21 protein-coding genes and 2 tRNA genes are annotated in these 23,552 nt (G+C 64.5%); 8 read left to right on the top strand and 15 right to left on the bottom strand.

Going from position 1 to position 23,552, the window contains the following annotated elements; translation table 11 throughout:
- The first annotated feature begins 32 nt into the window (after positions 1 to 32).
- Positions 33 to 182 (top strand): hypothetical protein, encoded by a 150-nt coding sequence (locus ACZ48C_RS07830; RefSeq protein WP_318911964.1) that lies wholly within the window; start codon positions 33 to 35, stop codon positions 180 to 182.
- Between the two features lie 20 nt (positions 183 to 202).
- Here the strand turns inward: ACZ48C_RS07830 and ACZ48C_RS07825 are convergent.
- Positions 203 to 292, bottom strand: a tRNA-Ser gene (locus ACZ48C_RS07825).
- Between the two features lie 230 nt (positions 293 to 522).
- Between ACZ48C_RS07825 and ACZ48C_RS07820 the strand changes: the two genes are divergently transcribed.
- The 5 genes from ACZ48C_RS07820 to ACZ48C_RS07800 all read left to right on the top strand — a co-directional run bounded on the left by ACZ48C_RS07820 (position 523) and on the right by ACZ48C_RS07800 (position 3,317).
- Positions 523 to 1,449: a diguanylate cyclase domain-containing protein gene (locus ACZ48C_RS07820; RefSeq protein WP_464782659.1), complete on the top strand. Its 927-nt coding sequence runs from the start codon at positions 523 to 525 to the stop codon at positions 1,447 to 1,449.
- A gap of 281 nt (positions 1,450 to 1,730) precedes the next feature.
- Positions 1,731 to 1,943, top strand: coding sequence for a hypothetical protein (locus ACZ48C_RS07815; RefSeq protein ID WP_119256327.1), 213 nt, complete (start codon positions 1,731 to 1,733; stop codon positions 1,941 to 1,943).
- 144 nt (positions 1,944 to 2,087) lie between these two features.
- Positions 2,088 to 2,612 carry a DUF992 domain-containing protein gene (locus ACZ48C_RS07810; RefSeq protein ID WP_119256326.1) on the top strand — a complete coding sequence of 175 codons (525 nt, stop codon included), beginning with the start codon at positions 2,088 to 2,090 and terminating at the stop codon, positions 2,610 to 2,612.
- 76 nt (positions 2,613 to 2,688) lie between these two features.
- Entirely contained in the window at positions 2,689 to 2,955 is a 267-nt protein-coding gene (locus ACZ48C_RS07805) for a hypothetical protein (RefSeq protein WP_464782658.1), read from the top strand.
- 14 nt (positions 2,956 to 2,969) lie between these two features.
- Positions 2,970 to 3,317, top strand: coding sequence for a hypothetical protein (locus ACZ48C_RS07800; protein WP_318911969.1), 348 nt, complete (start codon positions 2,970 to 2,972; stop codon positions 3,315 to 3,317).
- A gap of 109 nt (positions 3,318 to 3,426) precedes the next feature.
- Here ACZ48C_RS07800 and ACZ48C_RS07795 read toward each other — a convergent pair whose 3' ends face one another.
- From ACZ48C_RS07795 to pcsA, 7 genes are all read right to left on the bottom strand, one after another.
- Positions 3,427 to 4,146 carry a FadR/GntR family transcriptional regulator gene (locus ACZ48C_RS07795; RefSeq protein WP_464782788.1) on the bottom strand — a complete coding sequence of 240 codons (720 nt, stop codon included), beginning with the start codon at positions 4,144 to 4,146 and terminating at the stop codon, positions 3,427 to 3,429.
- A gap of 230 nt (positions 4,147 to 4,376) precedes the next feature.
- Positions 4,377 to 5,447, bottom strand: coding sequence for a BMP family ABC transporter substrate-binding protein (locus ACZ48C_RS07790; RefSeq protein WP_464782657.1), 1,071 nt, complete (start codon positions 5,445 to 5,447; stop codon positions 4,377 to 4,379).
- A 48-nt stretch (positions 5,448 to 5,495) separates the two neighbouring features.
- Positions 5,496 to 6,416, bottom strand: coding sequence for an ABC transporter permease (locus ACZ48C_RS07785; protein WP_318911971.1), 921 nt, complete (start codon positions 6,414 to 6,416; stop codon positions 5,496 to 5,498).
- Positions 6,416 to 7,507, bottom strand: coding sequence for an ABC transporter permease (locus ACZ48C_RS07780; RefSeq protein ID WP_464782656.1), 1,092 nt, complete (start codon positions 7,505 to 7,507; stop codon positions 6,416 to 6,418). Before ACZ48C_RS07780 ends, ACZ48C_RS07785 begins: the two co-directional genes overlap by 1 nt.
- Positions 7,497 to 9,071: an ABC transporter ATP-binding protein gene (locus ACZ48C_RS07775; RefSeq protein WP_464782655.1), complete on the bottom strand. Its 1,575-nt coding sequence runs from the start codon at positions 9,069 to 9,071 to the stop codon at positions 7,497 to 7,499. The genes ACZ48C_RS07780 and ACZ48C_RS07775 overlap by 11 nt, the downstream gene beginning before the upstream one ends.
- Positions 9,072 to 9,121: 50 nt before the next feature.
- On the bottom strand, positions 9,122 to 10,093 hold the full coding sequence (locus ACZ48C_RS07770) for a quinone oxidoreductase family protein (RefSeq protein ID WP_464782654.1): 972 nt from the start codon (positions 10,091 to 10,093) through the stop codon (positions 9,122 to 9,124).
- Between the two features lie 120 nt (positions 10,094 to 10,213).
- Positions 10,214 to 10,939, bottom strand: coding sequence for a phosphatidylcholine synthase (pcsA, locus tag ACZ48C_RS07765; protein ID WP_119256317.1), 726 nt, complete (start codon positions 10,937 to 10,939; stop codon positions 10,214 to 10,216).
- Positions 10,940 to 11,182: 243 nt separating this feature from the next.
- Between pcsA and ACZ48C_RS07760 the strand changes: the two genes are divergently transcribed.
- On the top strand, positions 11,183 to 12,391 hold the full coding sequence (locus tag ACZ48C_RS07760) for a UbiH/UbiF family hydroxylase (protein ID WP_464782653.1): 1,209 nt from the start codon (positions 11,183 to 11,185) through the stop codon (positions 12,389 to 12,391).
- Here ACZ48C_RS07760 and ACZ48C_RS07755 read toward each other — a convergent pair.
- Complete coding sequence (locus ACZ48C_RS07755) at positions 12,359 to 13,321, bottom strand: AEC family transporter (protein WP_318911978.1); 963 nt, start codon at positions 13,319 to 13,321, stop codon at positions 12,359 to 12,361. The genes ACZ48C_RS07760 and ACZ48C_RS07755 overlap by 33 nt on opposite strands.
- Before the next feature lie 42 nt (positions 13,322 to 13,363).
- Positions 13,364 to 14,113 carry a cytochrome c biogenesis CcdA family protein gene (locus ACZ48C_RS07750; RefSeq protein ID WP_464782652.1) on the bottom strand — a complete coding sequence of 250 codons (750 nt, stop codon included), beginning with the start codon at positions 14,111 to 14,113 and terminating at the stop codon, positions 13,364 to 13,366.
- A 228-nt stretch (positions 14,114 to 14,341) separates the two neighbouring features.
- On the opposite strand from ACZ48C_RS07750, the gene ACZ48C_RS07745 reads away from it, so the two are divergent.
- Positions 14,342 to 14,417, top strand: a tRNA-Lys gene (locus ACZ48C_RS07745).
- Between the two features lie 82 nt (positions 14,418 to 14,499).
- Here the strand turns inward: ACZ48C_RS07745 and ACZ48C_RS07740 are convergent.
- The 5 genes from ACZ48C_RS07740 to ACZ48C_RS07720 form a co-directional block, all read right to left on the bottom strand.
- Entirely contained in the window at positions 14,500 to 16,044 is a 1,545-nt protein-coding gene (locus tag ACZ48C_RS07740) for a caspase family protein (protein ID WP_464782651.1), read from the bottom strand.
- Positions 16,044 to 17,597 carry a caspase family protein gene (locus ACZ48C_RS07735; RefSeq protein WP_464782650.1) on the bottom strand — a complete coding sequence of 518 codons (1,554 nt, stop codon included), beginning with the start codon at positions 17,595 to 17,597 and terminating at the stop codon, positions 16,044 to 16,046. Before ACZ48C_RS07735 ends, ACZ48C_RS07740 begins: the two co-directional genes overlap by 1 nt.
- Positions 17,594 to 18,496, bottom strand: a complete 903-nt coding sequence (locus ACZ48C_RS07730) for an OmpA family protein (RefSeq protein ID WP_464782649.1) — start codon at positions 18,494 to 18,496, stop codon at positions 17,594 to 17,596. The genes ACZ48C_RS07735 and ACZ48C_RS07730 overlap by 4 nt, the downstream gene beginning before the upstream one ends.
- A gap of 149 nt (positions 18,497 to 18,645) precedes the next feature.
- A complete protein-coding gene (locus tag ACZ48C_RS07725; protein ID WP_464782648.1) occupies positions 18,646 to 21,888 on the bottom strand; it encodes a c-type cytochrome in 3,243 nt (1,080 codons plus the stop codon).
- Positions 21,889 to 21,935: 47 nt separating this feature from the next.
- Complete coding sequence (locus tag ACZ48C_RS07720; protein WP_464782647.1) at positions 21,936 to 23,195, bottom strand: ferredoxin reductase family protein; 1,260 nt, start codon at positions 23,193 to 23,195, stop codon at positions 21,936 to 21,938.
- Between the last annotated feature and the right edge of the window lie 357 nt (positions 23,196 to 23,552).

Raw genomic sequence — 23,552 nt, 5'->3', positions numbered from 1 at the left:
TTTTTCATCGCATTGCGCGTTACAGTCGGGTCATGGACAAGTCAGGCCTGCTCTTCCTCTTCCTCCTCGGCGCCCTCGCGGCCCTCGTCGTCAGCGTGCTCCTCATCGAAACGGAACAACCGACAGCACGGCAGGACGACGGATCCCTGATCCCGCCCGAAATGACGGACCACGCCCGCTGATCTTGATGAGAATGGAAGGATGGCGGAAGAGGTGGGATTCGAACCCACGGTAGACTCTCGCCTACGCCGGTTTTCAAGACCGGTGCCTTAAACCGCTCGGCCACTCTTCCGTTGATGAAAGGCATTGCCGCCCCTCGAGCGATGCGGCTTTTTAGCAGCTTTGCTTGGCGCGTCAACTTGCTCCGCCGCGACCGCCCCGGCGATCTGGTGAAGGTGACGAAGGCTGCATCGTGAGGTTGTCTTGGCAAGGTCCCGGGATTCAACGAATCTTAAGGCAGACGCCCCTATCGTCTGCGCCATGCGACAGGGAGGCCGGCCGCGCGCCGTGCTTAGAGGGGCCATGATTTCCGAAGACGTTCTCAACTCGGCATTGCGCGACCTGTTCGACGTTTCCCCTGTTCCGTTCTCGATTTCGACGACCGACTTCAACTCCCGCTACATCAAGGTCAATCCGGCATATCTGCGGCTGGTCGGCCGTTCCTGGGAGGAACTGGCGGAAAAGCCGCTCGCCATCGATCTTCCCTACCCGATAGATCATCCCGCCAGGCTCGAGCGGATGCATCTCCTCGAAACGCAGGGCTTCTACGACCTCACGGAAGTGGAGATGCTGAGAAGCGACGGGCAGATCTTCCCGACGCTGATCACCGCGCAGCGCCGAAGGATTGCCGGCGAAAGCCTGGACATCGAGATCGTGATCGACAATTCGGAGCGCAAGGCGCTGGAGAACGCTATCCTCCATGCCGCCCGGACCGACGCGATGACGGGCCTTCACAACCGGGCCTCCTTCGAGGCCCATCTTGTCGAAGCCCTTTCCGTGACCTCCGACGAACGCCGCCTGTCGCTCGCTTATATAGACCTGAACCGCTTCAAGCAGGTGAACGACAGGTTCGGCCATTCCATCGGCGACCGTGTGTTGAAGGAGGTTGCCCGACGGATACGCGAATGGAGCGCCGATGGCGATTTCGTCGCCCGGCTGGGCGGCGACGAATTTGCCGTCGTTTCCTCGTTCAGTTCCGCTCGACCGATCACGCTCGCGCGGTACCTCGGCCTCGCGGCACGGATAGCGGATCTCATGCAGATCGATGGTGAGCCCATTCAGGTCGGCGCGGCCATCGGCATAGCGCAAGCCACGCACGATATGGGCTTCAGCGCCTTCCTCGATAATGCCGACAGGGCGATGTATGAGGCGAAGGCGACCGGCAGCCTGATCGAGGTCCGCTTCGATAAACCTGTCCATGCGCGCGAAATGAAGCTTAGCTGCGGCTAGCACGTGGGCCCCGGCAGCGAAATTTCTGCTTTTGCCGAACCGCCCTTGTTTTCGACACATTGGCCTCCTATATCACGGTCAACGGCATTGCTGATGAGCGCTGGAACGTTTCTGCCGCTCGCAATCGCCGCCATCGCCTGATGCTTTTGACCACGGATGTACTGGCACGGGTGAACAGGTGATGATGAGGAAGGTCGGTGCGTTTTCGCCCCGGCCTTTTTTGTTGCCCGGAACAATCGGGCGGCCTGCCGGTTTCGCCTACGCACCACAGGAGGCCGGCCATGGAACGGACATCCACCGCAAAGCTTGCCGCTGAATATCTTCGCCTGGGCGGCGGGCGGCTCGCCAAGATCGACGACAATCTTCTCAGCACCCGCAAGTGGGAGCATGAAAGCCGGCTGGCCGAGGCGTTCTGGAACGATCACATCGCTCCCCTCGACGAGCAGAGCCGCAACGAGGTAATCTCGCACCTGCCGACGATAAACCAGGTGTAACCGAAAAGTCGCTGGCGCTTAAGTTGCTGTTGGCGGCCCTTCGCGTGCCCACACTCCGCCACGATCTTGGCCATGAGATGACGGGCAACCGGGAACCAATGCACCGGATTCGCCATTATCGTGCCAGTTAGAAGGAGTGCACAGATGAACAAAAAGCTTGGAACTGCCCTGGCGTTGACCCTTGCGCAGGTTTTCGCGACGACGGCCGGCGCGGCGGACATGGTCATTCGCGAGGAAGCCCCCGCCTATGTCGATCCCGGCGCACGCGACGGGGTGAAAATCGGCATGCTGACCTGCGATGTCGGCGGCGGCGTCGGTTATGTGCTGGGCTCCGCCAAGAGCGTCGATTGCGTATTCAAGGCGACGAACGGCGAGCACGACACCTATAGCGGCGTCATCCGCAAGATGGGCGTGGACCTCGGCTTCACGACGCAGGGCCGCATCATCTGGGCCGTGTTCGCCCCGACCGCCGGCTATCACCAGGGCTCGCTCGGTGGCCTCTACCAGGGCGCCACGGCGGAAGCGACGGTCGGTGTCGGGATCGGCACCAATGTGCTCATCGGCGGCACTTCCGGCTCGATCCATCTGCAGACGATCAGCGTCAGCGGACAGATCGGCCTCAACCTCGCGGCAACCGGTACTTCCGTAACGCTGACGCCGCAAGGCTGACGCGAACGACGGGCGGCTTCGGCCGCCCGTTTCGCATGGCGCGCAATCTGCTAGAATGCGCGTGGAGGATTCTTCCATGTTCCGTATCGCCCTGCCCCTTATGACCGCCCTTGCCCTCACCGCCTGCACCATCGCGGATGGCCCTGGCATCGAGCCCATTCCCGGAAGCATCACTTATGGCGGCCACCAGCCGCGCACGAAGCTGACGAAATCGCCCATCGGCAGCACGTTCGATCACCGGTTCTATGACGATCGTGGCCGGCAGGTGATCGAAACCTACCGCATTCAGCCAGACCGGTCGCTTCTCCTGATTCGCCGCCGCATACGCTTCGACTATCTTTGACGCAGGAGACGATCATGCTGGAAAGCACCGACATCGAACTTGAGGACGAGCGCCTGAAACAGCTCGACATCCTTGCGGAAGAGCGCGCAATGACACCGCCCGAGCTGATGGCACACTACGCCTCCGGCTCCTTCGGCTTCCACGAGGCGGTACACACGGCCTCCATCGTGCTCGACCTCGTCGACGACCAGCTGCTTCAGCATCCGGCGATTGCCGGCAACAGCGAATGGTTCCGTCTCGCGGCACGCGCCAGCGAAGCGCTCTTCAACCTCTACCAGGCAATGGGAGCCGCACAGGTTGCCGGCCACACCGCCGACGAAGGCAAGCGCCCGGAAGACCTCAACGCCAGCAACGACGACTAAGCCGGTTCCGCCTTGCGCCTGCGGGGCGGAAATCCACCTGTCCTCTTACATTATCAAACGAAAGGCGCGTTGCTCCACGCAACGCTGCCGACCAGGACTTCGATCGCCGCTATCCGGCTACCTGCTGCCCCTCGCGCAGGGCTTGAACGACACGCTCGCGGCCGACGCGGATGACATTCTCCATCGCCCGGCGCGCACCCTCCTCGTCCCGCCGGTCGATCTCCTCGACGATGCGGATATGCGTTGCCGCCACATCCCCCCTCTTGCCGCGGTCGGCGGCGGGGGAGCTGAGCTTGAAGGCGCCGACGAGCGCCGCTTCGATCAGGCTGCCCACGGTGCGCAGGAACGGGTTGCGCGAGGCTTCCAGAACCGAGAGGTGGAATTTCAGGTCCGCCATGGCGAGCGTTTCGGCAGTATGCTCCGAATCGCCCATGGCGACGGCGAGCCGCATCATCTGGCTGATATCGGCTTCCGTGGCATGGCGGGCGGCAAGCGCGGCGGCATGCGGCTCGAAGGCAAGGCGCACTTCCGAAAGGTGCAGCAGGAAGTCCTCGTTGATGCCGACGGCGAAGTACCAGGTGAGGATATCGCTGTCGAAAAGGTTCCATTGCGTGTTCGGCGTCACGCGCGTGCCGATGCGCGCACGCGGCACGATGAGGCCCTTGGCGGCCAGCGTCTTCATCGCCTCGCGCAGCACCGTACGCGAAACCTTGAAGCGAGCGGCAAGCTCGGCATCGCCCGGCAACGTCGCCCCGACGGGGTATTCGCCCGCGATGATGGCCCGGCCCAGCTCGTTGACCACCTGCGCATGACTGGTGCGCGTGTTCATCCCGCTGATGACCGTTTCAAGCAAACCCTTGCGCAAGAACCTTCCCCTCCTCCGTTCCGAAGAACCCCTTCTTCCGCGGAACCATCCGGCAGGTATAGAGCAATTCCAGCAAAAGTGCGAAGCGGTTTTGCGCGCGGAATTGCGCACAAACAAGGAGATAGGACTTTCGCGGGCACAAACGGAAAAGGCGCCCGCAAGGGGCGCCTTTCCTTTGGTCGGTGCGTTGCCGCTTACTGCGGCAGCTTGTCGTCGACGCCGGCGACGTAGAAGTTCATGCCGAGCAGCGTGCCGTCGTCCGAAACCTGGCCAGCGGCCAGCCACTCGGAGCCGTCCTGCTTCTTGACCGGGCCGGTGAAGGGGTGCAGCTCGCCGGAGCGGATCTTCGCCTCGACGTCTTCCGCGGCCTTCTTCACGTCGTCCGGCATGTTGGTATAGGGCGCCATGGTGAGAATGCCGTCCTTCAGGCCGTCCCAGATCTGCTCGGACTTCCAGGTGCCGTCGAGAACCGCCTTGGTGCGCTTGACGTAATAGGCGCCCCAGGTGTCGACGATGGCGGTGAGCTGGGTGTTCGGGCCGGCCGCGATCATGTCGGAGGCCTGGCCGAAGGCGTGGATGCCGCGCTCGGCGGCGACCTGCATCGGCGCGGTGGAGTCGGTGTGCTGCGTCAGGATGTCGACGCCCTGGTCGGCGAGCGCCTTGGCGGCATCGGCTTCCTTGCCCGGGTCGGCCCAGGTATTGGCCCAGACGACCTTGACCTTGAAGTCCGGGTTGACGGACTGCGCGCCAAGCATGAAGGCGTTGATGCCCATCACGACTTCCGGGATCGGGAAGGAGGCGATGTAGCCGGCGACGCCCTTCTTGGACATCTTGGCGGCGATCACGCCCTGGATGTAGCGGCCTTCATAGAAGCGGGCATTGTAGGTGCCGACGTTTTCCGCGCTCTTGAAGCCGGTCGCGTGCTCGAACTTCACGTCCGGGAACTTCTGCGCGACCTTGATCGTCGCATCCATGAAGCCGAAGGACGTGGTGAAGACGAGCGCGCAGCCCGAGCGCGCCATGCGCTCGACGGCGCGTTCAGCATCCGGGCCTTCCGGCACGTTTTCGAGGAAGGCGGTCTCGATCTTGTCGCCCATCTCCTTCTCGAGTTCCTGGCGGCCGCGGTCGTGGCCTTCGGAGTAGCCGCCGTCCGTCTTGGAGCCGACATAGATGAAGCAGATCTTCGTCTTGTCCTGGGCGCTGGCGGCGACGGCGAAGCCGAGAACGGCGGCCGACGTTGCGAGAGCGAGAATGATTTTCTTCATTTTATCCTCTGAGGGTTGGAGTGGTTGTTTCCCGTCTTCTTGTTCTCGTCACCGATCCGGCACGAACGGCTTGCCGAGCGAGGCAGGCGTGTTGATCAGCGTCATGCGCCGGTTGTGCGATATCAGGATTAGTACGATAACAGTGGCGGCATAGGGAAGAGCCGACAGGAACTGCGACGGAATGCCGATGCCGAAGGCCTGCGCATGCAACTGGCTGATCGACACCGCGCCGAAGAGATAGCCGCCGAGCAGCACCCGCCAGGGCCTCCACGAGGCGAAGACGACCAGCGCCAGCGCGATCCAGCCGCGCCCGGCCGACATGTTCTCCACCCATTGCGGCGTATAGACCAGCGAGAGCTGCGCGCCGGCAAGGCCCGCGCAGGCGCCGCCGAACATCACGGCGAGATAGCGCGTGCGGATGACATGGATGCCGAGCGCATGGGCGGAGGCATGGTTGTCGCCGATCGCCCGGACCTTCAGGCCCGCGCGGCTCTTGAACAGGAACCAGTTGACGCCGATGACGATGGCGATCGACAGGTAGAAGATGATGTCCTGCTTGAAGAGCAGCGGGCCGATGAAGGGAATGTCGGCGAGCAGCGGGATCGCGATCGGCTCGAGCTTGGCGCCCGACATGCCGACATAGGGCTCGCCGATCTGGCCGGAAACGCCAAGGCCCAGGATGGTGAGCGCAAGGCCGGTCGCCACCTGGTTGGCGACGAGCGTCAGCGTCAGGAAGCCGAAGAGCAGCGAGAACAGCGCCCCGCCGGCAATGCCGGCGAGAATGCCGATATAGGGCGAGCCGGTGACCTGCGTGGCGGCGAAGGCGATGGCCGCCCCCATCACCATCATGCCCTCGACGCCGAGATTGAGCACGCCGGTGCGCTCCGTGACGAGCTCGCCGATGGAGGCGAGCACGAGCGGCGTTGCCGCGGTGATCACGGTCAGGAGGATGGCCTCGATCATGCCCATCAGAGCGCTCCCTCGTTTCCACGGGTAAGGCGGGAGAAGACCAGCCGGATCTTGTACTGGATGAGCGTGTCGCAGGAGAGCACGAAGAAGAGCAGCAGCCCCTGGAAGACGCGCGTGACCTTGTCGGAGACGGTGAGCGTCAGTTGCACAGCCTCGCCGCCGACATAGGTGAGCGCCAGGAACAGGCCCGCCGCGATGATGCCGAGCGGATTGAGGCGTCCGAGGAAGGCGACGATGATCGCCGTGAAGCCATAGCCGGGCGAGATGATCGGCTGCAATTTGCCGATGGTGCCGCTGACCTCGGAAATGCCCGCAAGGCCGGCGAGCGCGCCGGACAGCAGCATGGAGAACCAGATCATGCGCTTTGACGAGAAGCCGGCAAAGCGCCCTGCCCGCTCCGACTGGCCGAGCACGGTGATCTCGAAGCCCTTCAGCGTGTAGCGCATCATCACCCACAGCGCGACGGCGGCGATGATGGCGAAGGCGAAGCCGAGATTGGCCCGACCGGAGGAAACGAGCTCGGGAAGGATCGCCTCCGGCGCGAAATCGCGCGTCACCGGGAAGTTGTAGGCATCGGGACTGCGCCAGGGGCCGCGCACGAGCCAGTCGAGGAAGAGCTGGGCGATATAGACCAGCATCAAGCTCGTCAGGATCTCGTTGGTGTTCATATGTGCCTTGAGGAAGGCGGGCACGCCGGCATAGAGCGCGCCGCCGACCATGCCGAAGATCAGCATCAGCGGCAGGACGAGCGAGGAATGCCAGTCGTGAAAGACGACCGGCACGATGGAGCCGGCAATCGCTCCGGCGATGAACTGCCCCTCGGCGCCGATGTTCCAGTTGTTCGAGCGGTAGCAGACGGAAAGGCCGACGCCGATCAGGATCAGCGGCGCGGCCTTGATGGCGATCTCGTGCAGCGACCAGACGTCGAGCAGCGGCTCGATGAAGAAGCTGTAGAGCGCCGAGCCCGGGCTCTTGCCGAGCAGCGCGAACATGATGCCGCCGGCGATGACCGTCAGGCCAAGCGCCAGGAAAGGCGAGAGGATGGAATAGAATGTCGAGGGATTGGCGCGCTTTTCGAGTTCAATGCGCATGAGCCGCCTCCTCGCCCTCGGTCTTGCCGTACATGCCGCCCATCAGGAGGCCGATCTTTTCGCGCGTCAGCTCGCGGGCCGGATAGGCATCGGAAAGCCGCCCCTCGCTGATGACGGCGATCTCCGTCGCCACCTCGAAGATCTCATCGAGGTCCTGGCTGATCACCAGCACCGCCGAGCCCGATTTCGCAAGGTCCACGAGCGCCTGCCGGATGCGGCTTGCCGCCCCCGCATCGACGCCCCAGGTCGGCTGGTTGACGATCAGCACGGCCGGCTGGCGGTCGAGCTCGCGGCCGACGATGTATTTCTGCAGGTTGCCGCCGGAAAGCGAGCCGGCGGCCGGGTCCTCGCCGCTCTTGCGCACGTCCATCGTCTCGGAAATGCGCCGCGAGGCGATGTGCACGACGGCGCGGCGGATGATGCCGAGGATGCCGCCGGAAAGGAACGTTCGGCGATCCGACTGGTTGCGCGCCAGAACGAGGTTGTCGGAAAGCGGCAGGCCCGGCACGGCGGCATGGCCATGGCGCTCCTCGGGCACGAAGCCGGCGCCCATCAGGCGGCGGGCGGTGATGCCGAGATTGCCGGCGGCCCTGCCGCGGACCGAGACGGCTGACGCATCGGCGACCGGATATTCGCCGGAGAGCGCATCGAAAAGCTCGCCCTGCCCGTTGCCGGCGACGCCCGCGATGGCCAACACCTCGCCGCCACGCACCTTGAGACAGACGTTCTTCAGCGCGACGGCGAAGGGCGTGCGCGCCGGAACGCTGAGATGCCTTGCCTCGAGCAGCACGTCGCCCTTGGCATTCGTTCCCGCCGCGCTGACGGAGGCGACATCGCTGCCGACCATCATGCGGGCGAGCGAAGCGGGCGTCTCCTTGCGCGGGTCGCAGGCGCCGGTGACCTTGCCGTGGCGAAGAACGGTGGCGCGGTCGCAGATGCGCTGCACCTCCTCGAGCCTGTGGCTGATATAGAGGACCGAGCGGCCCTCGGCCTTCAGCTTGGCGAGCGTTTCGAACAGGCGGTCGGCCTCCTGCGGCGTCAGCACCGAGGTCGGCTCGTCGAGGATGATGAGTTCCGGGTTCTGCAGCAGCGCGCGCACGATCTCGATGCGCTGGCGCTCGCCGACGGAAAGGTCGGCGACATGGGCCTTCGGATCGAGCGGCAGGCCGTAGAGATGGGAAAGGCGCGAGGCTTCCTCGGCCACCTTCGAGAGCGAGATGCCGGGGCTCAGCGACAGCGCGATGTTCTCGGCGACCGTCAGCGCCTCGAACAGCGAGAAATGCTGGAAGACCATGCCGATGCCGAGGCGGCGGGCCGCGCCGGGGCTTGGAATGCGGACGGATTCGCCCTTCCACAGAATCTCGCCGCTGGTTGGCGCCAGGACGCCGAACAGCATCTTGACCAGGGTGGACTTGCCGGCGCCGTTCTCGCCCAGAAGGGCATGGATTTCGCCGGGCTGGATATCGAGGTCGATGCCGTTACAGGCGGCAAACGAACCGAATAGCTTTGTCAGGCTGCGGACAGCCAGCAACGGACGGCCCCCAGACGCTCCAACGGCTGACACTATGCCCCTCTTTCCTGCAATCCCGTTCCCCGCGCCTCTTCAGGTCGTTTTCAGGGAATGAGCAATGTCGTTCCACTCGTTTTTCTTGATTCCAGATCCGTGTGGGCGCGTCCCGCGTCCGCCAGCGAATAAGTCTGATGAATATTGATACGCACTTTGTTGCTGCGCACAACATCAAAGAGCGAATTTGCACATGCATCGAGCGCCGCGCGTGTCGCGATGTAATGGAAGAGCGTCGGGCGGGTGGCGAAGAGCGAGCCCTTCTGGGCGAGAAGCCCCATATTGAATGCATCGACCGGGCCGGAGGAATTGCCGAAGCTGACGAAGAGGCCGCGCGGCTTGAGACAGTCCAGCGATTTCGGGAACGTGTCCTTGCCGACGGAATCGTAGACGACATCGACGCCGGCCCCATCGGTCAGCTCCCGCACGCGGGCCGCGAAATCCTCCCTGCCGTAATCGATGACGTGGTCGTAGCCGTGCGCCAGCGCAAGATCGATCTTCGCCTGCGATCCGGCCGTGCCGATCACCGTCGCGCCGAGCGCCTTTGCCCACTGGCCGGCGATGAGGCCGACGCCGCCCGCCGCCGCATGGAACAGGATCACGCTGCCGGGCTTCACAGGGTAAGTCTGGAGTAACAGATACTGCCCCGTCATGCCCTTCAGCATCATGGCGGCGGCAGTTTCCAGGGAAATGCCCTCCGGCACCTTCACCAGGTGCTTCGTCGCGACATTGCGCTCGGCCGCGTAGGCGCCGTCCGCCGAGGCATAGGCGACGCGGTCGCCTACGGTAAAATCCGTCACGCCTTCGCCGACCGCCGTCACCGTTCCCGCCCCTTCCTTACCGGGAATGAACGGCAGGTCGGCCTTATAGAGGCCGGTGCGGAAATAGACGTCGATGAAGTTGAGGCCGATGGCCGCCTGCCGGATCTGCACCTCGCCCGGACCCGGCGGGCCGAGCGGCGCGTCTTCGAGTTTCAGGACGTCCGGCCCGCCGAGACTGCGAACGACGATCGCCTTGGTCATGTCATGCTCCTCCGGGTTCTAGAGCATTTCCAGCAAAAGTGCGAAGCGGTTTTGCGTCCGGAAATGCGACAAAACAATGAGTTAGAGCGTTTTCGTGATTCGGAGAAAAGCGAAAATGCTCTAGCGCCGGCCGAGGCTGGGAAAGACCTGCAGCACGCCGCCGATGACATAGAGATAGAGACCGGTGCCGACCACGCCCCAGACCACCCAGGCCGGCGATGCGAAATGCAGGAGCAGCGCATAGATGCCGAGGAACGACCAGAGGAAGAAGATCGCCAGATTGAGCGGCCGCAGCCGCTGGACGCGCACCGGATGCAGGAAATTGATCGGCATGAAGGTAAGGAAGACAGAAACGAAGACGACGACGGACGCCGTCACCTCGCTCGCCTGTATGACGAAGAGCGTGAAGACCACCATGTTCCACACGACCGGGAAGCCCGAGAAGAAATACTCGTCCGTCTTCATGCCCATGTCGGCATAGTAGATGGCGCTCGACACCACGATGGCGCCGGCCGCGACGAAGGACCACGGCTCGCCGATCATGCCGCTCTGGTAGAGCGCGAAGGCCGGCAGCAATACGTAGGTCACGTAGTCGATGACATTGTCCAGCGTATCGCCGGACCAGTTCGGCAGCACTTCCTTGACGCGCACCTTGCGCGCGATGGGCCCGTCGATGCCGTCGACGAGGAGCGCAAGGCCGAGCCACCAGAACATGTCGACGAAACGGTGCTCGGCCGCGGCCACGACGCCGAGAAAGGCGAGAAACGAGCCGGACGCCGTCAGGATATGGACGGAAAAGGCGCGGATTTCCGCATAGGGCACGCGCTTGTAGTTGAAGAATTTCATTGCGGTTCGCCGTCCATCCCTTGGGGCTTTTTCCCGGCCGCGATCCGCCGAACGCGCCCTCTTCGTGTCTTGCCGTAATATGCATTGATTGCCGGCCATCGCCAGTGAAAATCCGCGGCCCGCCGGTGCGTATCCGGCCCTGCGCGGATTCATCCCATGGAAATTGCCTCTTTGCGGCCCTACTCTTGCCCGCTACAAGCATCGCAAATCTGTGGGAAACGTTTCCCATTCCGGAGGTCGGTCATGAGACAATTCGATATCGCGATCGTCGGCGCGGGCCTTGCCGGCAGCCTCGCGGCCCTCGCGCTTTCCGATTCGGGCCGCACCGTCGCGCTGATTGCCCCGCCGACCCGCGTTGCGGACGGCCGCACGACAGCGCTCATGGACCAGTCCATCGCCTTCCTGAAGACGCTCGCGCTTTGGGATGCGATCGCCCCGCACGCCGCCGCGCTCGAGACCATGCAGATCCTCGACGGCACGACACGGCTCCTGCGCGCGCCGCCGGTCGCCTTCCGCTCCGGCGAGGTGGGGCTCGATGCGTTCGGCTACAATATTCCCAATCTCCCCTTCCTCAAGGTACTGGACGAGCGCATCGCGGCGCAGGGCAATATCGCGCGGCTGGAAAACGGCGTGACGGCCGCCAACAGCTTCGAGAACGGCGTGGAGCTGGTGCTGGACGATGGCGAGCGTGTCCTCGCCGCGCTGGTCGTCGGTGCGGACGGCAAGAAGTCGCGCATCCGCGACAGCGCCGGCATCGGCGTTCGTGCCTGGTCCTATCCACAATCCGCGCTGGTGCTGAACTTTGCGCATGAGCGGCCGCACGGCAATGTCTCGACGGAATTCCACACGGAAAGCGGCCCCTTCACGCAGGTCCCCCTGCCCGGCCGGCGCTCCAGCCTCGTCTGGGTCCTGCCGCCGAAGGAAGCGGCGCGGCTGCGGGACCTGCCCGTTTCCGACCTCGGCCAGGCGGTGGAAGAGCGCATGCAGTCCATGCTCGGCAAGGTCACCGTCGAAGCCGGCGCCCAGAGCTTCCCGCTCTCCGGCATGACGGCCGACCATTTCGGCAAGGGACGCTTCGTGCTGCTCGGCGAGGCCGCCCATGCCTTCCCGCCGATCGGCGCGCAGGGGCTCAACCTCAGCCTGCGCGACATCATGGCGCTCAAGGAGCTGATCGGCGATAGTGAGCCGGCGAACTATTTTGCGCTTGGCGAGCGCTTCGACCGCAGACGCCAGGCCGACATCCGCTCGCGCACGCTCAGCGTCGATCTCCTCAACCGCTCGCTGCTTTCCGATTTCCTGCCCGTGCAATTCCTGCGGTCCGCCGGCCTGCACCTGCTGTCCGCCCTCGGGCCGCTGCGCAGCATCGTCATGCGCGAGGGCATCGAACCGCTCGGCTCGCTGAAGGCCTTTCGCGAGGGCCTAAGGGAACGGGTCGCCCGGAAGCAGGCCTGACTTGATGAGGTAGAGCACGATCGTCACCGTCGCGACGGAAAGAACCGTCGTGATGAGGATCGTCGCCGACGCCCTCTCCTGCCACACGCCATATTGCTGGCCGATGACGAAGACATTCGTCGCGGTCGGCAGCGCCGCGAGCAGCACGGCCGTATAGACCCAGACCGGATCGAAATTGCCGGCAAGGCCGAGCACCAGATACATGACGACCGGCAGCAGCAGGAGCTTTGCCGGCACGATATAGCCGATCTCCACCGGCACGCGCTTCAACGGTCGCAGCGCCAGCGTGACGCCCATGGCGAAGAGCGCGCAGGGCGCGGCCGCCTGCGCCAGGTAATCGATCAGCCGCTGCAGGGATTGCGGCGGCTCGAAACCGGCAAAGGCGGCGGCGAAACCGGCTGCCGTCGCGATGATGAACGGATGCGTGACGATCTTGTGGAGGATACCGCCGACGACCTGATGGGCCGGCCGCTTCTCGCCGCCGGCAAGCGCCATCAAAGCGGGCGCCACCATGAAATGCAGCATGTTCTCGAAGCAGAAGACGAGCGCCACGGGCACCGCCGCCGGCTCGCCGAAGGCGAGCAGCGCAAGACCGGGCCCCATATAGCCGATATTGCCATAGGCCGCGGCAAGCCCCTGCATGGTCGCCTCGCCGACACTCGCGCGGCGCAGCCACAGCCCCAGGGCGAAGATCAGGCAGAAGACGAGATAGGTCGCCCCGACATCGGCGACGATGAAATCGACGCGGGTCAATTGCTCGATCGGCGTCTTCGCCACCAGCTTGAAGAACAGGGCCGGCAGCGCGATGTAGATAATGAAGGTATTGAGCCAGCCGAGCGCCTCGACCGGCTGCTTCGTGATCTTCGCGACCACGTAGCCGAGGAGAATCATGCCGAAGAACGGCAGGACCAGTCCGATGATATCCGCCATGGGCTAAGGTCTGCTTCCGCTTGCCGAGGATGATGTTTCCGACTAGCCGATTTGCGAGAGAATGGGAAACGTTTGCTGGAACCAGATCGCAACGGCGCTGACATAGCCGAAGATGAAGGCAAGGCCGGTGAGGACCAGCAGCCCGCCCATGATCTTCTCCACCGTGCCGAGATGGCGGCGGAAGCGCACGAGGAAGCGCATGAAGGCGCCGGAAAAGCCGGCCGCGATCCAGAACGGAATGGCAAGGCCGAGCGAATAGACGGCCAGCAGCACCGCACCGTCGCCGACGGTCTCGCGCGCCGCGGCGATTCCGAGGATCGCCCCCAGCACCGGACCGATGCAGGGCGTCCAGCCGAAGGCGAAGGCAAGGCCCATTATATAGGCGCCGGAGGCCGTCGCCGGCTTGCCACCGCCCTGGAAGCGCGCCTCGCGGGCAAAGAGCCCGATGCGCAGCACGCCGAGGAAATGCAGGCCCATCAGGATGATGATGACGCCGCCGATCTGGGCGAGCACGTCGAGATGCTTGCGCAGCACCATGCCGATCGTCGAGGCCCCGGCGCCGAGCGCGACGAACACCGTCGCAAAGCCCAGCGTGAAGAAGAAGGCCGCCAGCAGCACAGCGCCCCGCGTATCGCGCCGCACCGCCACCGCCTCGCTGCCGCGGAACTGGTCCACCGAAATGCCCGCCATATAGCACAGATAGGGCGGCACGAGCGGCAGCACGCAGGGCGACAGGAAGGACAGCGCCCCGGCAAGAAGCGCGCTCAGAAGGGAAATATCGGCAATCGACAAGGGGCTACTCCACCACGGCCGGAGAAAGCGGCTCCAGACCGCAACCGGCCCGCCCGCATCTCCGTTTGCGCCTCTGATAGCCGCCGCGCCCCGCTCCTGCCAATCACCTTTTGGAGAACGCGGCGAAATGCAGCAAAAGCTGTTTTTCGCCACATTTTCTGGGTTGACCCGGCAAACCCGCCTGCATATGTTCCGCGCACTTCCGAGGAGCGCATTCGCTCCGCTTGGGAGCGCGTAGCTCAGCCGGTAGAGCAACTGACTTTTAATCAGTAGGTCCAGGGTTCGAATCCCTGCGCGCTCACCACTTTCACCTGGTTTCCGCGTCCCGAAAAATGCCGCCTGATTTGTCATCAGGAGCATATACCGCCAGCGAAGCGATCGACTTCCTAGTGGACTGTATATTTCAGCAGTCCCAGCGACCAGTTTACGCTGCGGTTCTCCGTGTCGCGCGTCCAGGTCTGCTTCAGCGTGCCGGCTATATCGGCGATGGTGGTGCGGGCGTCGAGTTCCTTCGTCAGGCCATAGTCGTTCGGGGCGACCTTGGTGAGATCGACGTCGTCGGCGATGACGATGGCGACAAGGACGTTTTCGCCCGGCCCGTCGGCCTCGAAATCGAAGCCGTAATAGTCGTCTGGAATGGTGAGCGGCATGTTGGCGGTCAGCGGCGTGATCTTGCGGGCCGCCTCGTTGGGGAATATCTGCGTCGCCTTGCCGTCCTTGTCGACGTCGTAGAGGATGAGGAGCCCGCTCGTGGCGCTCGTCACCGTGATGCGGAAGGCGTCCCCCGTCTTCAGATAGTCCGAGGAGAGCGCCACCTGGACGTCGCCGGTCTCGGCCTTGCCGAGGATATCGCCGACGGCCTCGACCGGGTCGGCGGCGACATAGGCCGTCTGCTGGGTGTTCTCGACCTTCACCTCCTCGACCTTGCCGTAATCGGTCGTCGGCTGCTGCGCTGTCTCGCCGCCCGCCTGCTGCGCCTGCCCGCCGGCATCTGCCGGCGCGACGGCGCTGGCGCCGAGCAGCGCGTAATTCACCTCGAGCTGGGGGTCTAGGCCCTGGCATTCCGACTGCGCGGCGCAATAGGACTGAGACTGCTTCTTCACATATTCCAGCAATTCGGCATTGGAGACGATGCCGTTGCCATTGCTGTCGGCGGCGGCGGTCTCGTGGCCGTTGACATAGGAGAGCGTGAAGACGCCGTGCCTCTCCTCCGGCGGCAGGCGGGTATCGTCCCAGGCGACCTGATAGGGCGAGGCGGCGCTCCACGCTTCCACGCCGTTCTGCCTGGCGGTCTCCGGCTTGTCGACCACGGCGACATCGATGCGCAGGCCGCGTGTCTTCACCGCTTCGCCTGGCTTTGCATGCGGGCGCGGCAGGAAGCGCGCGCTTTCCATCGCCTCGGCGACCTCCGTCGAGAGCGAGCGGGAGATGGTGCCGGAGTGGCAGGCATCGATGACGATGGTGACGGCGCGATCCTTGAGCTTCGCCAGCATCGCATCGATCTCGTCGTCGAGAATCACATTGGTCCAGTCGCCGTCGCCGGCGGCGATGTCATAGGTGGAAAGCGCCTCGTCGAGCCCGTCCTCCTCGTCGCCGCTCACGTCCTTCACCTGCAGGCCGTGGCCCGAAAAATAGAAATAGACGCGGTCCCCCGGCTGCGTGCCGTTGACCAGCCAGTCGTCGATGCTGGCGAGGATCGCGGCCCGGCTGGCATCCTGGTCCCGCAGGACGCGGATCGAATCGGCCGGATAGCCGAGCTTTTCCTTCAGCAGCGTCTCGATCAGCGGCGCGTCGTTCTTCGGCCCTTCGAGGAACATCTTTTCCGGCAGGTTGGCATAGGTGCCGATCCCGACGATCAGCGCGCGGTCGGCGGCGGAGGCCATGGAGCCAAGACCGAGCGAAAGCAGAAGGGCTGCGGCATACCGGATCATCAGAGCGCTTCCCGCGTGTAAAGGGGTTGGATGGCGACGCTCGCCTCCTTGCCGTCGAGGCGCGTCATCAGCGCCTGGAGCAAGGCGGCGGCGGTCACGTTGCGGTCGGCGAGCACCGCGCCGATGGCGTCCACCGGCTCGGCGGTCCAGATCGTGATGAGGTGATCGGCGCCGAAGGGCTTGACCACCTCGACATCGGTCAGCTTGAACTCGGAACTCGCCGTTCCCGCCGCCTGCATGTCGAGGAACTGCACCTCGCCCGTATTGGCGAGGTTGAAGACCAGCATGTTGGGATAGCGCCCGGCCGGGGCGTCGAAGCGCAGGCGATCGCCGGCGGCATAGATATCCCGCGTCGGCCTCAGGGAGACGGATCCGGGATTCTGGCTGGCCATGGCCTTCAGGAAATCGAGCAGCACGAACTTGCCGACCACCGCCTGGATGCGGTCCGGACCGATATTTTCCGCGGCGACATCGCCGTTCGGCGTATAGAAGACGCCATTGGCGACATCCCAGCGGAAGGGCGTGCCCGTGCCGTCCGTGTTCTCCGGCTTTTCGGCATCGCCGTCGATCTCAAGGGCGATCTTGCCAGTCCAGCCGAGCTCCCGCGCCGGTTTGAAGGCGTGCGGCGTCGGATTGTCGCCGGCGGCCTCGCCATTGCCGGGAAGGCCGCGCGTGAGGCGCACGACGACCTCGCTCTCCGAGCGCGCCACCTGCGGCGTGAAATTCGGCACCTGCAGCGCTTCCGAGCGGTTCTTCACATTCGAGAAGACATAGTCCTCCAGTTCGATGCGGGTGATGATGCCGTCGCCGTTGCGGTCGGCGCTGCCCTCCACCGCGCGGGCGAAGCTCCAGCTCAGCGCGCCGCGCGGTTCGCCGTCGATGATGACCTCCGGCGTCGGCTGGCTCTCCAGCGACGCGGCGAGCACCGTCACCTGCTTGAAGTCGATTTCCTTGAGATTGGCACCGTCGATCGCCTCCTGCGAGGGCGCGGCGAGCTTGACCTTCACGGCGGGCGCAAGGCGCGACTTGCCCTTGATGGAGCGGCTCATGCCGCCGGAAAAGCAGCTGTCGGAGACGAAGAGCACATGCACGCCCTTGCCTTCCGCCTCCGCGAACCAGGCATTCATCTCGTTGTCGACGATGATCTCCCTGGAGGTCTCCTCGTAGCGGTTGCGGTCGAAGCCCGGAAGCTGGAGGAATTCGTCGAGCCCGTCCGCCTCGTCGCCCGCGATGAGTTCCGGCATCTGCGCGCCGTGGCCGGCATAGGTGAAGATGATGGTGTCGCCCACCGCCGCCTCGGCCACCATGTCCGTCCAGGCCTTGCGGATATCGTCCTTGCGCGCCTCGGAATTGGTGAATTTCACGACCTTGAAGCCCGCGGCGCTCATCGAGCGGTAGACGTCCTCCGCGTCGCGCACCGCGCCGTCGAGGCTGACATCGTTCGGATACTGGTCGACGCCGACAACGAGCCCGTAGGTCTGCGCCGCGAGGGCGGCGCCCGGAAAGGCAGCGGTGAGGGAAAGCGCCAGGAGGCGCGGCAGCAGCGCCCTCATTCGAGATCCACCTCGACCCGGCGGTGCAGCTGGTTCAGCGTCTCCGTGTCATAGGCGCTGGCATCGTCCGGCTTGAAGGGCTCGTCCTCGCCCTTGCCGACGGTCGTGATCGTGCCGGCATAGCCGGCATCGTAAAGGTAGGTCTTCAGCGTTTCGGCGCGCGCCAGCGAAAGCTTGTAGTTGGCCTCCGCGGTGCCGACCGGGTCGGTGTGGCCGATGAGCTTGATGGCGGCCGGCTTGACGGCCTTCAGGCACTCGGCGAGGTCCTTCGCCGCCTCGACGCCCTCCGGCGTGAAATCCGCCGTGCCGAACACGTAGCGCACCGGCGTCGACTTTTTCTTGATCGTGACCCCGCGGAACGCGATCTTGCAGCCGCCGCGCATGGAGAGCTTGACCGGGCGCGGGGCGGCAAGGCGCATTTCGCCTGCAAGCCGGTCGAGGCGCAGGATATACGCCTCGTCGGGCGCCATCCAGTCCGGCGTCAGCGTCTTGTTGGAGCCGTCCTCCAGCGCGATCTGGTAGAGCCGCGCGGCCTCCTCGTAATCCTTGCGCTCACGGGCAAGGTCGCCGAGCGCGTCATAAACCTGCCAGGGGCCGCCATATTTCTCCTTCAGTTCCTCCAGCACCTGCCGGTGATCGGCAAGCTTGCCGCCATTGCCGACATCGGCGGCGATGCGGTTGAAGGCGGTCAGCGCGGCGACGCGGCCGACGAGCGTGCGCTCGTTGGCGCTGCAATTGGCCGTACCCGCCGTCTCGGCGGCGGCAAACGCCTTCTGCTCGTCACCGGCATTGAAGGCATCGACGACGCCGTTGAACGCCTCGCAGGACGCCGATGCCGGCGCCGTATCCGCAAGGACGAAAGCGGTCGTCGCAAGCGCGATCGCGATGAAGGCCCGCAACGGTGCCCGTGCGAGACCGGGGGCAGGACCGCCTTGGCGCGCCGAAGAAATGCGAAAATGCTCCCGGTATCGCATCAGCATGGTCCGTCCAGTCCCCTCATGTCCTCGTCGAATCGGCAGGCAGGGGCCGGAGGCCCCTGCCCTTGCTATCATTGGATTTCGAACGTCACCATCTGCAGGCCGCTCGCACCGTTGTCCTGTTCGGCCTGCTTGGCAAGGTTGATGGCAAGGCCGCGCGTGGTCGGCTGCCTGGAGCCCGCAACGATCTGCTTGGCCTTTTCCGCCGTGAGCTTCTGGTCGCCGAGGCCGCCGATCTTGCAAACGGCGATCATCGTCTCGCCGGGCGACGGCGAATCGAAGGTCAGGTTGCCGCTGCCGGGTTGCGGAATGACACGCCGCTCGCCGGGACGGAGCGTCGTGTCGCCGATCATCACGTCCGGGATGATCTCGACATTGCCGGTATCCTCCACATAGACCACCTGGAGCTCGCAGTCGTGGTTCGTGCTGAGCTCGAAGCTGAGGTAATCCCCGACCTTCGCGCTCGTCGACGGCACATGCAGGGCGAGCTTCACCTTGTCGGCCTGCGCCTTGTCGTCCTGCTTGTAGGCCGGAACGGCGTGGGCGGTGTTCGTCGCCGCCTGATACTGATCGTCGCCGGTTGCCTGATCCGGCTGCTGGTGGGTGGCGGTATCGACGGCGACCGCGTCGTGGTTGACGCCGCGCTTCAACGGTTCGAGCTGCAGAAGCGGCTGAAGCATGAAGGCATATTGCTCCTCCAGCTCGACGCGCGGAACGGTGGCCCCCGCCTCCAGCGTCGCGACCCAGTCGAGGCCGATGCGCAACGCGCCGGCATCCGTCAGACGGCGGATGTCGGAGGCGAACTGCTCGGGCGTCATGTCGAACTCGGCGGCAAGCTGCTCGAAGTTCAGCTCGTCCTCGTACTTGTCGGCGAAGTAGGTGAAGATCTCCGCCCCGCCGGGCGCCTTGAGGCTGGTCTTGCCGCCGCCGGCCGTCGCCTCGGTGATGCCGAGGCGGTCGAGCGCGGAGACGAAGCGGTCGGTATCACGCTTGTAGACCTCGTTCAGCTCCTCCTGCGGCACATAAAGGGCGAGCAGCTCGTCCTGTTGGTCCCTGGAGAACAGCGTGGAGGTCTCGATATGCTCGCGCAGCTGGTCGCGCTTCGACAGGATGCCGTCGAAATGGCAATCGAAGCACGAGCGGGCATTGATGATCTCGACGCCCTTGCCGATCGGCCGTTTGCGGAAGGACACGATCTTCGCCGGGCCGACATCGAGCTGGTCGCCCTTGTTGGTCGACAGGTAATATCCCTGCATGCCGTTCGGCAGCGAGAAGATCATTTCACCGCCATCGTGCTCGAAGGGCAGCAGGCCGGCTTTCAGGCGGATACCGTCCGGCCCGGCCGGGAAACGCTTGAGCACCTGCCGGCCGACGTCGCCGGCAAAATCGTAGGACTTCCAATAGTAGCCGCCGAAGGGCATGTCGTGCCGCTCCAGCATGCGGTTATGGTCGGAAACCCCGGAGGAACCGTCGGCGAAGCCGGCGCGGACGACGCGGCGGCGCTCGATGTTCTGCGCGACGTTGACGCCGAAGCGCTGCTCCAGCTCGATGATGTTGGTCGGCAGCTTCATGAGACGGTTATAGACCTTCGGCCGGGCGCCGTTGCTCATGAACCAGTCGATCCGCATGATGGGAAGTTGCGTTTCCGTCGCCTTGGCCAGCGCCTGCAGCGAGGCGTTGCTGGCCGGATCGACGCCGTAGAAATATTCGTTGACCAGGAAATCGTAGTCTTCCTGGCTCCATTCGAGATCGCGCAGGTCGATGCGCACCAGAAGGCCGTCGGAGCCCTCCACCTCCTCAGGAACGACGAGTTCCGGCCCGTAGGACAGCGAATTGAGAAGCTTCTTGAAGCCGCCGGCGAGCACCTTCATGCGCTTGAGGAAGGTCTCGTGCGTCTCGCAACTCATCATGCCGTTATACTGGTCGCGATAGCTGAAATAACGCATGAACGGCTGGTCGTGCGCATCCACCTTGGAAATGTCGCGCAGCGCCAGATCGACGAAATCGAGATATTTCAGCATCGGCCGGGAGCGCTCGGTCTTCGTCGCCGAAACCGCGGTCGGGATCGCCGACTTGCTCAGCGAATTGATCCAGTCGGCAAGGCCCTGCACCTCGGCATCCGAGGGGCGCTTGCCGAGCGGCATGCGGCCGCTGGTGACACTCGTATAAAGCAGGGACTTGGAGGCGTCGCCGGGCGTGACGAAGGCCGGGTTCGCGGCAATCGAGCCCAGTTCGCCCGAGGGGAACGAGCCCTGCGAGCTTTCGCCCGGCCCATGGCAGTTGCGGCAATATTTGCCGATGAAGGCATCGGCCGCCGAGGCGAATTCCGTGCTGCCCCCGCCGGCGCCGAGCGCGCTTTCCGCCGTCGCCTCGCTGCACACCGGCGTCGGGCTCGTCTCGACCGGCGTCACCTTGACTTCGCGGTCGGCGAGGAAGGCGTACATCGCCTGCCTGTCCTCATCGGAAAGGGTGGAAAGGCCCTCGGCGATGCGGCGCATGACCGGATCGGAAAGCGGCGAGCCCGAGAGCTTCTTGCCCTCCCCGATCAACCCCTTGGTGAAGACCTCATGGGAGGCAAGGCCGGCCATGCGCGCCTTGGTGATATCCGGCGCGACGGCGCCGGTCAGGCCTTTCTCGCCCTCGTAGGCGCGGGCAAGGTCGAGGCCATAGGTGGTCGTGCGCGGCGTATGGCAATCGCCGCAGCCGCCGACATTCTCGACGAGGTAGCGGCCGCGCTCCATCTGCGTCTCTTCGCGCTTCTGGTAGGCCTGCACGACGAAATGGCTGCGCTTCCAGAGCGTGATCGTCGTCTGGCGGCTGAAGGGGAAGGCGATTTCGTGTTCCTTCGAGGCGGCATCCGATTGCGGCAGCGTCTCGATATAGGCCTTGATGTCCAGGACGTCCTCCGGCTTCATGCCGCCATAGGACGTGTAGGGCATGACCGGATAAAGGTTGTCGCCGTCCTTCTTGAGGCCGACCATCACGGCGTTGAGGAAGTCCGCATTCGACCAGCCGCCGATGCCGTTCGGATGGGCGGAGATGTTCGGCGCGAAAAACTTGCCGATCGCCGTCTGCATCTCCATGCCGCCGGAAAGCAATTCGGTATTGTCGCCGGAGCCGTGGCAGGCGCCGCAGCCGGCGGCGCTGAACATGATCTTGCCGTTCTCGACATTCGCCTGATAGCTGCCGTAGGCGTCCGGCGCGAACTGGTCGATGGCGAAGGCCCCGGCTGGACAGAGAACCGCCACGGCAAGGCCGAGCGCCGCGAAAAGCCGCGCGCCGGGCCGGATGAATGACTTGCTGAACACGCGCATGGCTTGTTCCCTTCGCTCCAGAACGCCGGCTCGCCGGCTGGAAATCCTCAACGGAATTCGAAACGTTCGAACTCGACGCGGCGCGGCGGCTTGCCGAGTTCCCTCAATCCCTTCTCGATGGCCATGCGCAGGGGCGGCGGGCCGCAGAACCAGAGGTCCGCCTCCGCCGGGTCCATGCTGGTGCCGGCGACGAGCTTGGAAGCGTCGAAACGGCCGTCGGTCGTCGAGTTGTGCAGCACGAAGCTGAAATTGCCGAGCTTTTCCGCCTGCGCCCTGAAGGTGTCGACGCCGATGGCTTCCGCGCCGTCGCGCACGCAGTAGACCATGTGGATGTCCTGCCCCTCGTCGCCCTTCAGCCGGCTCGCCATGGCGAGGAACGGTGTGACGCCGATGCCGCCGGCAAGCCAGATCTGCTTCTTGCCGCCGCGCCTGTGGTTGAAATGGCCGTATCCGCCCTCAAGCGTCAGCGGATCCCCCACCGCCACCGCCTCCCGCAGCGCCTTGGTATAATCGCCGAGCGGCTTGATGGCGAAGCGGACGGTGCCGTCGTCCTCGATGCCGGCGATGGTGAAGGGATGCGGCTCGCGAAGACCGGACTTGTTGACCCGGAAGAAGCCGAACTGACCGGGCAAGGCCCGAAGCTTGCGGCCGGTCGGCCGCGCCGTGATGATCGTCGCGCCGTCGTGACGGTGAACGTCGACCACCTCGTATCTGCGCGTGCGGAGCCAGGGCAACAATTGCGTATAGGCATAGCTGACCACGCCGAGGAGGGCGAAGAGGTTGAGATAGGTCGCCAGCAGCGCCGTGCCGTCATAGGGGCGCTTGATGAACATCTGGTGGAAGGCGACCAGCACGAAGAGCAGGCCGATGAGCCGGTGCGTGAAGCGCCAGTACTGGTAGGGAATCTGGAAGCGCGTCTTTGGAACGACCTTCACGATGGAGAGGACGAGCAGGAAGACGAAACCGTAGAAAGCCCACTCGCCCGCCGTCTTGGCGAGCTTGTTGAGATCACCCGTCAGCGAGAGCCCCTGGAAATCCGGCGCCACGAAATAGTGCACGAGGATAAGACAGAGCACCGCAATACCGATCTTGCGGTGGAACTGGTAGATGCGGTCGAGGCCGCCGAAGAGCCGCTCGATGAAGGGCGGACGCGTCGCCATGAACTGCGCGATGCCCATGGCGACGAAGGCCATGGAGGAGGCCATCAGGGAGAAGGTGGTGCCCGCATTGGTATGGCTGACGGCCGGCACGGCGAGAAGGCCGGCGAGAACGATCAGGATCGTCGCGATGATGGAACCCGCAGTCAACCTATGCCCCCACAATGCAACTGGACGGTCCGAGTGGCGGGCATGCTGGCAAGGCCCATGACATTCGTCAACCGCAATCCTCCTATCGACGGGCGGGCCGGCGGCTTTATTCGGGGGCTTTCGGGCTGCTCCGCGAAACGGCTGGGGAAAACCTAATATGACAACGGAACAAGGCACATAGAAATGGACTTGGCCGGTTTTCCTTTAAGCCAGCGGCAAGCCATCTCGCGCCCGGAGAGGTCTGGACGACAGGCGAATCCCGCCTCTACCCGGATACTTCCGGGCCTCGCGCCAACCCATCGCCGCAACGCTCGTGATATATCAGTCGCCTTGCCATTCATTTTGCGACATGCCACC

It is taken from the genome of Shinella sp. 1A1 (assembly GCF_055379515.1).
The sequence above is the reverse complement of the archived record's forward strand: the minus strand, read 5'-3'. Positions and strand labels throughout refer to the sequence as shown.

Excerpts from the sequence above, each read along its gene's own strand:
- ACZ48C_RS07790 (WP_464782657.1), bottom strand. The coding sequence starts at position 5,447 with ATGAAGAAAATCATTCTCGCTCTCGCAACGTCGGCCGCCGTTCTCGGC.
- pcsA (WP_119256317.1), bottom strand. The coding sequence starts at position 10,939 with ATGAAATTCTTCAACTACAAGCGCGTGCCCTATGCGGAAATCCGCGCC.
- ACZ48C_RS07795 (WP_464782788.1), bottom strand. The coding sequence starts at position 4,146 with ATGAACACGCGCACCAGTCATGCGCAGGTGGTCAACGAGCTGGGCCGG.
- ACZ48C_RS07820 (WP_464782659.1), top strand. The coding sequence starts at position 523 with ATGATTTCCGAAGACGTTCTCAACTCGGCATTGCGCGACCTGTTCGAC.
- ACZ48C_RS07830 (WP_318911964.1), top strand. The coding sequence starts at position 33 with ATGGACAAGTCAGGCCTGCTCTTCCTCTTCCTCCTCGGCGCCCTCGCG.
- ACZ48C_RS07725 (WP_464782648.1), bottom strand. The coding sequence starts at position 21,888 with ATGCGCGTGTTCAGCAAGTCATTCATCCGGCCCGGCGCGCGGCTTTTC.
- ACZ48C_RS07785 (WP_318911971.1), bottom strand. The coding sequence starts at position 6,416 with ATGGGCATGATCGAGGCCATCCTCCTGACCGTGATCACCGCGGCAACG.
- ACZ48C_RS07780 (WP_464782656.1), bottom strand. The coding sequence starts at position 7,507 with ATGCGCATTGAACTCGAAAAGCGCGCCAATCCCTCGACATTCTATTCC.
- ACZ48C_RS07770 (WP_464782654.1), bottom strand. The coding sequence starts at position 10,093 with ATGACCAAGGCGATCGTCGTTCGCAGTCTCGGCGGGCCGGACGTCCTG.
- ACZ48C_RS07805 (WP_464782658.1), top strand. The coding sequence starts at position 2,689 with ATGTTCCGTATCGCCCTGCCCCTTATGACCGCCCTTGCCCTCACCGCC.
- ACZ48C_RS07760 (WP_464782653.1), top strand. The coding sequence starts at position 11,183 with ATGAGACAATTCGATATCGCGATCGTCGGCGCGGGCCTTGCCGGCAGC.
- ACZ48C_RS07800 (WP_318911969.1), top strand. The coding sequence starts at position 2,970 with ATGCTGGAAAGCACCGACATCGAACTTGAGGACGAGCGCCTGAAACAG.
- ACZ48C_RS07740 (WP_464782651.1), bottom strand. The coding sequence starts at position 16,044 with ATGATCCGGTATGCCGCAGCCCTTCTGCTTTCGCTCGGTCTTGGCTCC.
- ACZ48C_RS07810 (WP_119256326.1), top strand. The coding sequence starts at position 2,088 with ATGAACAAAAAGCTTGGAACTGCCCTGGCGTTGACCCTTGCGCAGGTT.
- ACZ48C_RS07735 (WP_464782650.1), bottom strand. The coding sequence starts at position 17,597 with ATGAGGGCGCTGCTGCCGCGCCTCCTGGCGCTTTCCCTCACCGCTGCC.
- ACZ48C_RS07815 (WP_119256327.1), top strand. The coding sequence starts at position 1,731 with ATGGAACGGACATCCACCGCAAAGCTTGCCGCTGAATATCTTCGCCTG.
- ACZ48C_RS07755 (WP_318911978.1), bottom strand. The coding sequence starts at position 13,321 with ATGGCGGATATCATCGGACTGGTCCTGCCGTTCTTCGGCATGATTCTC.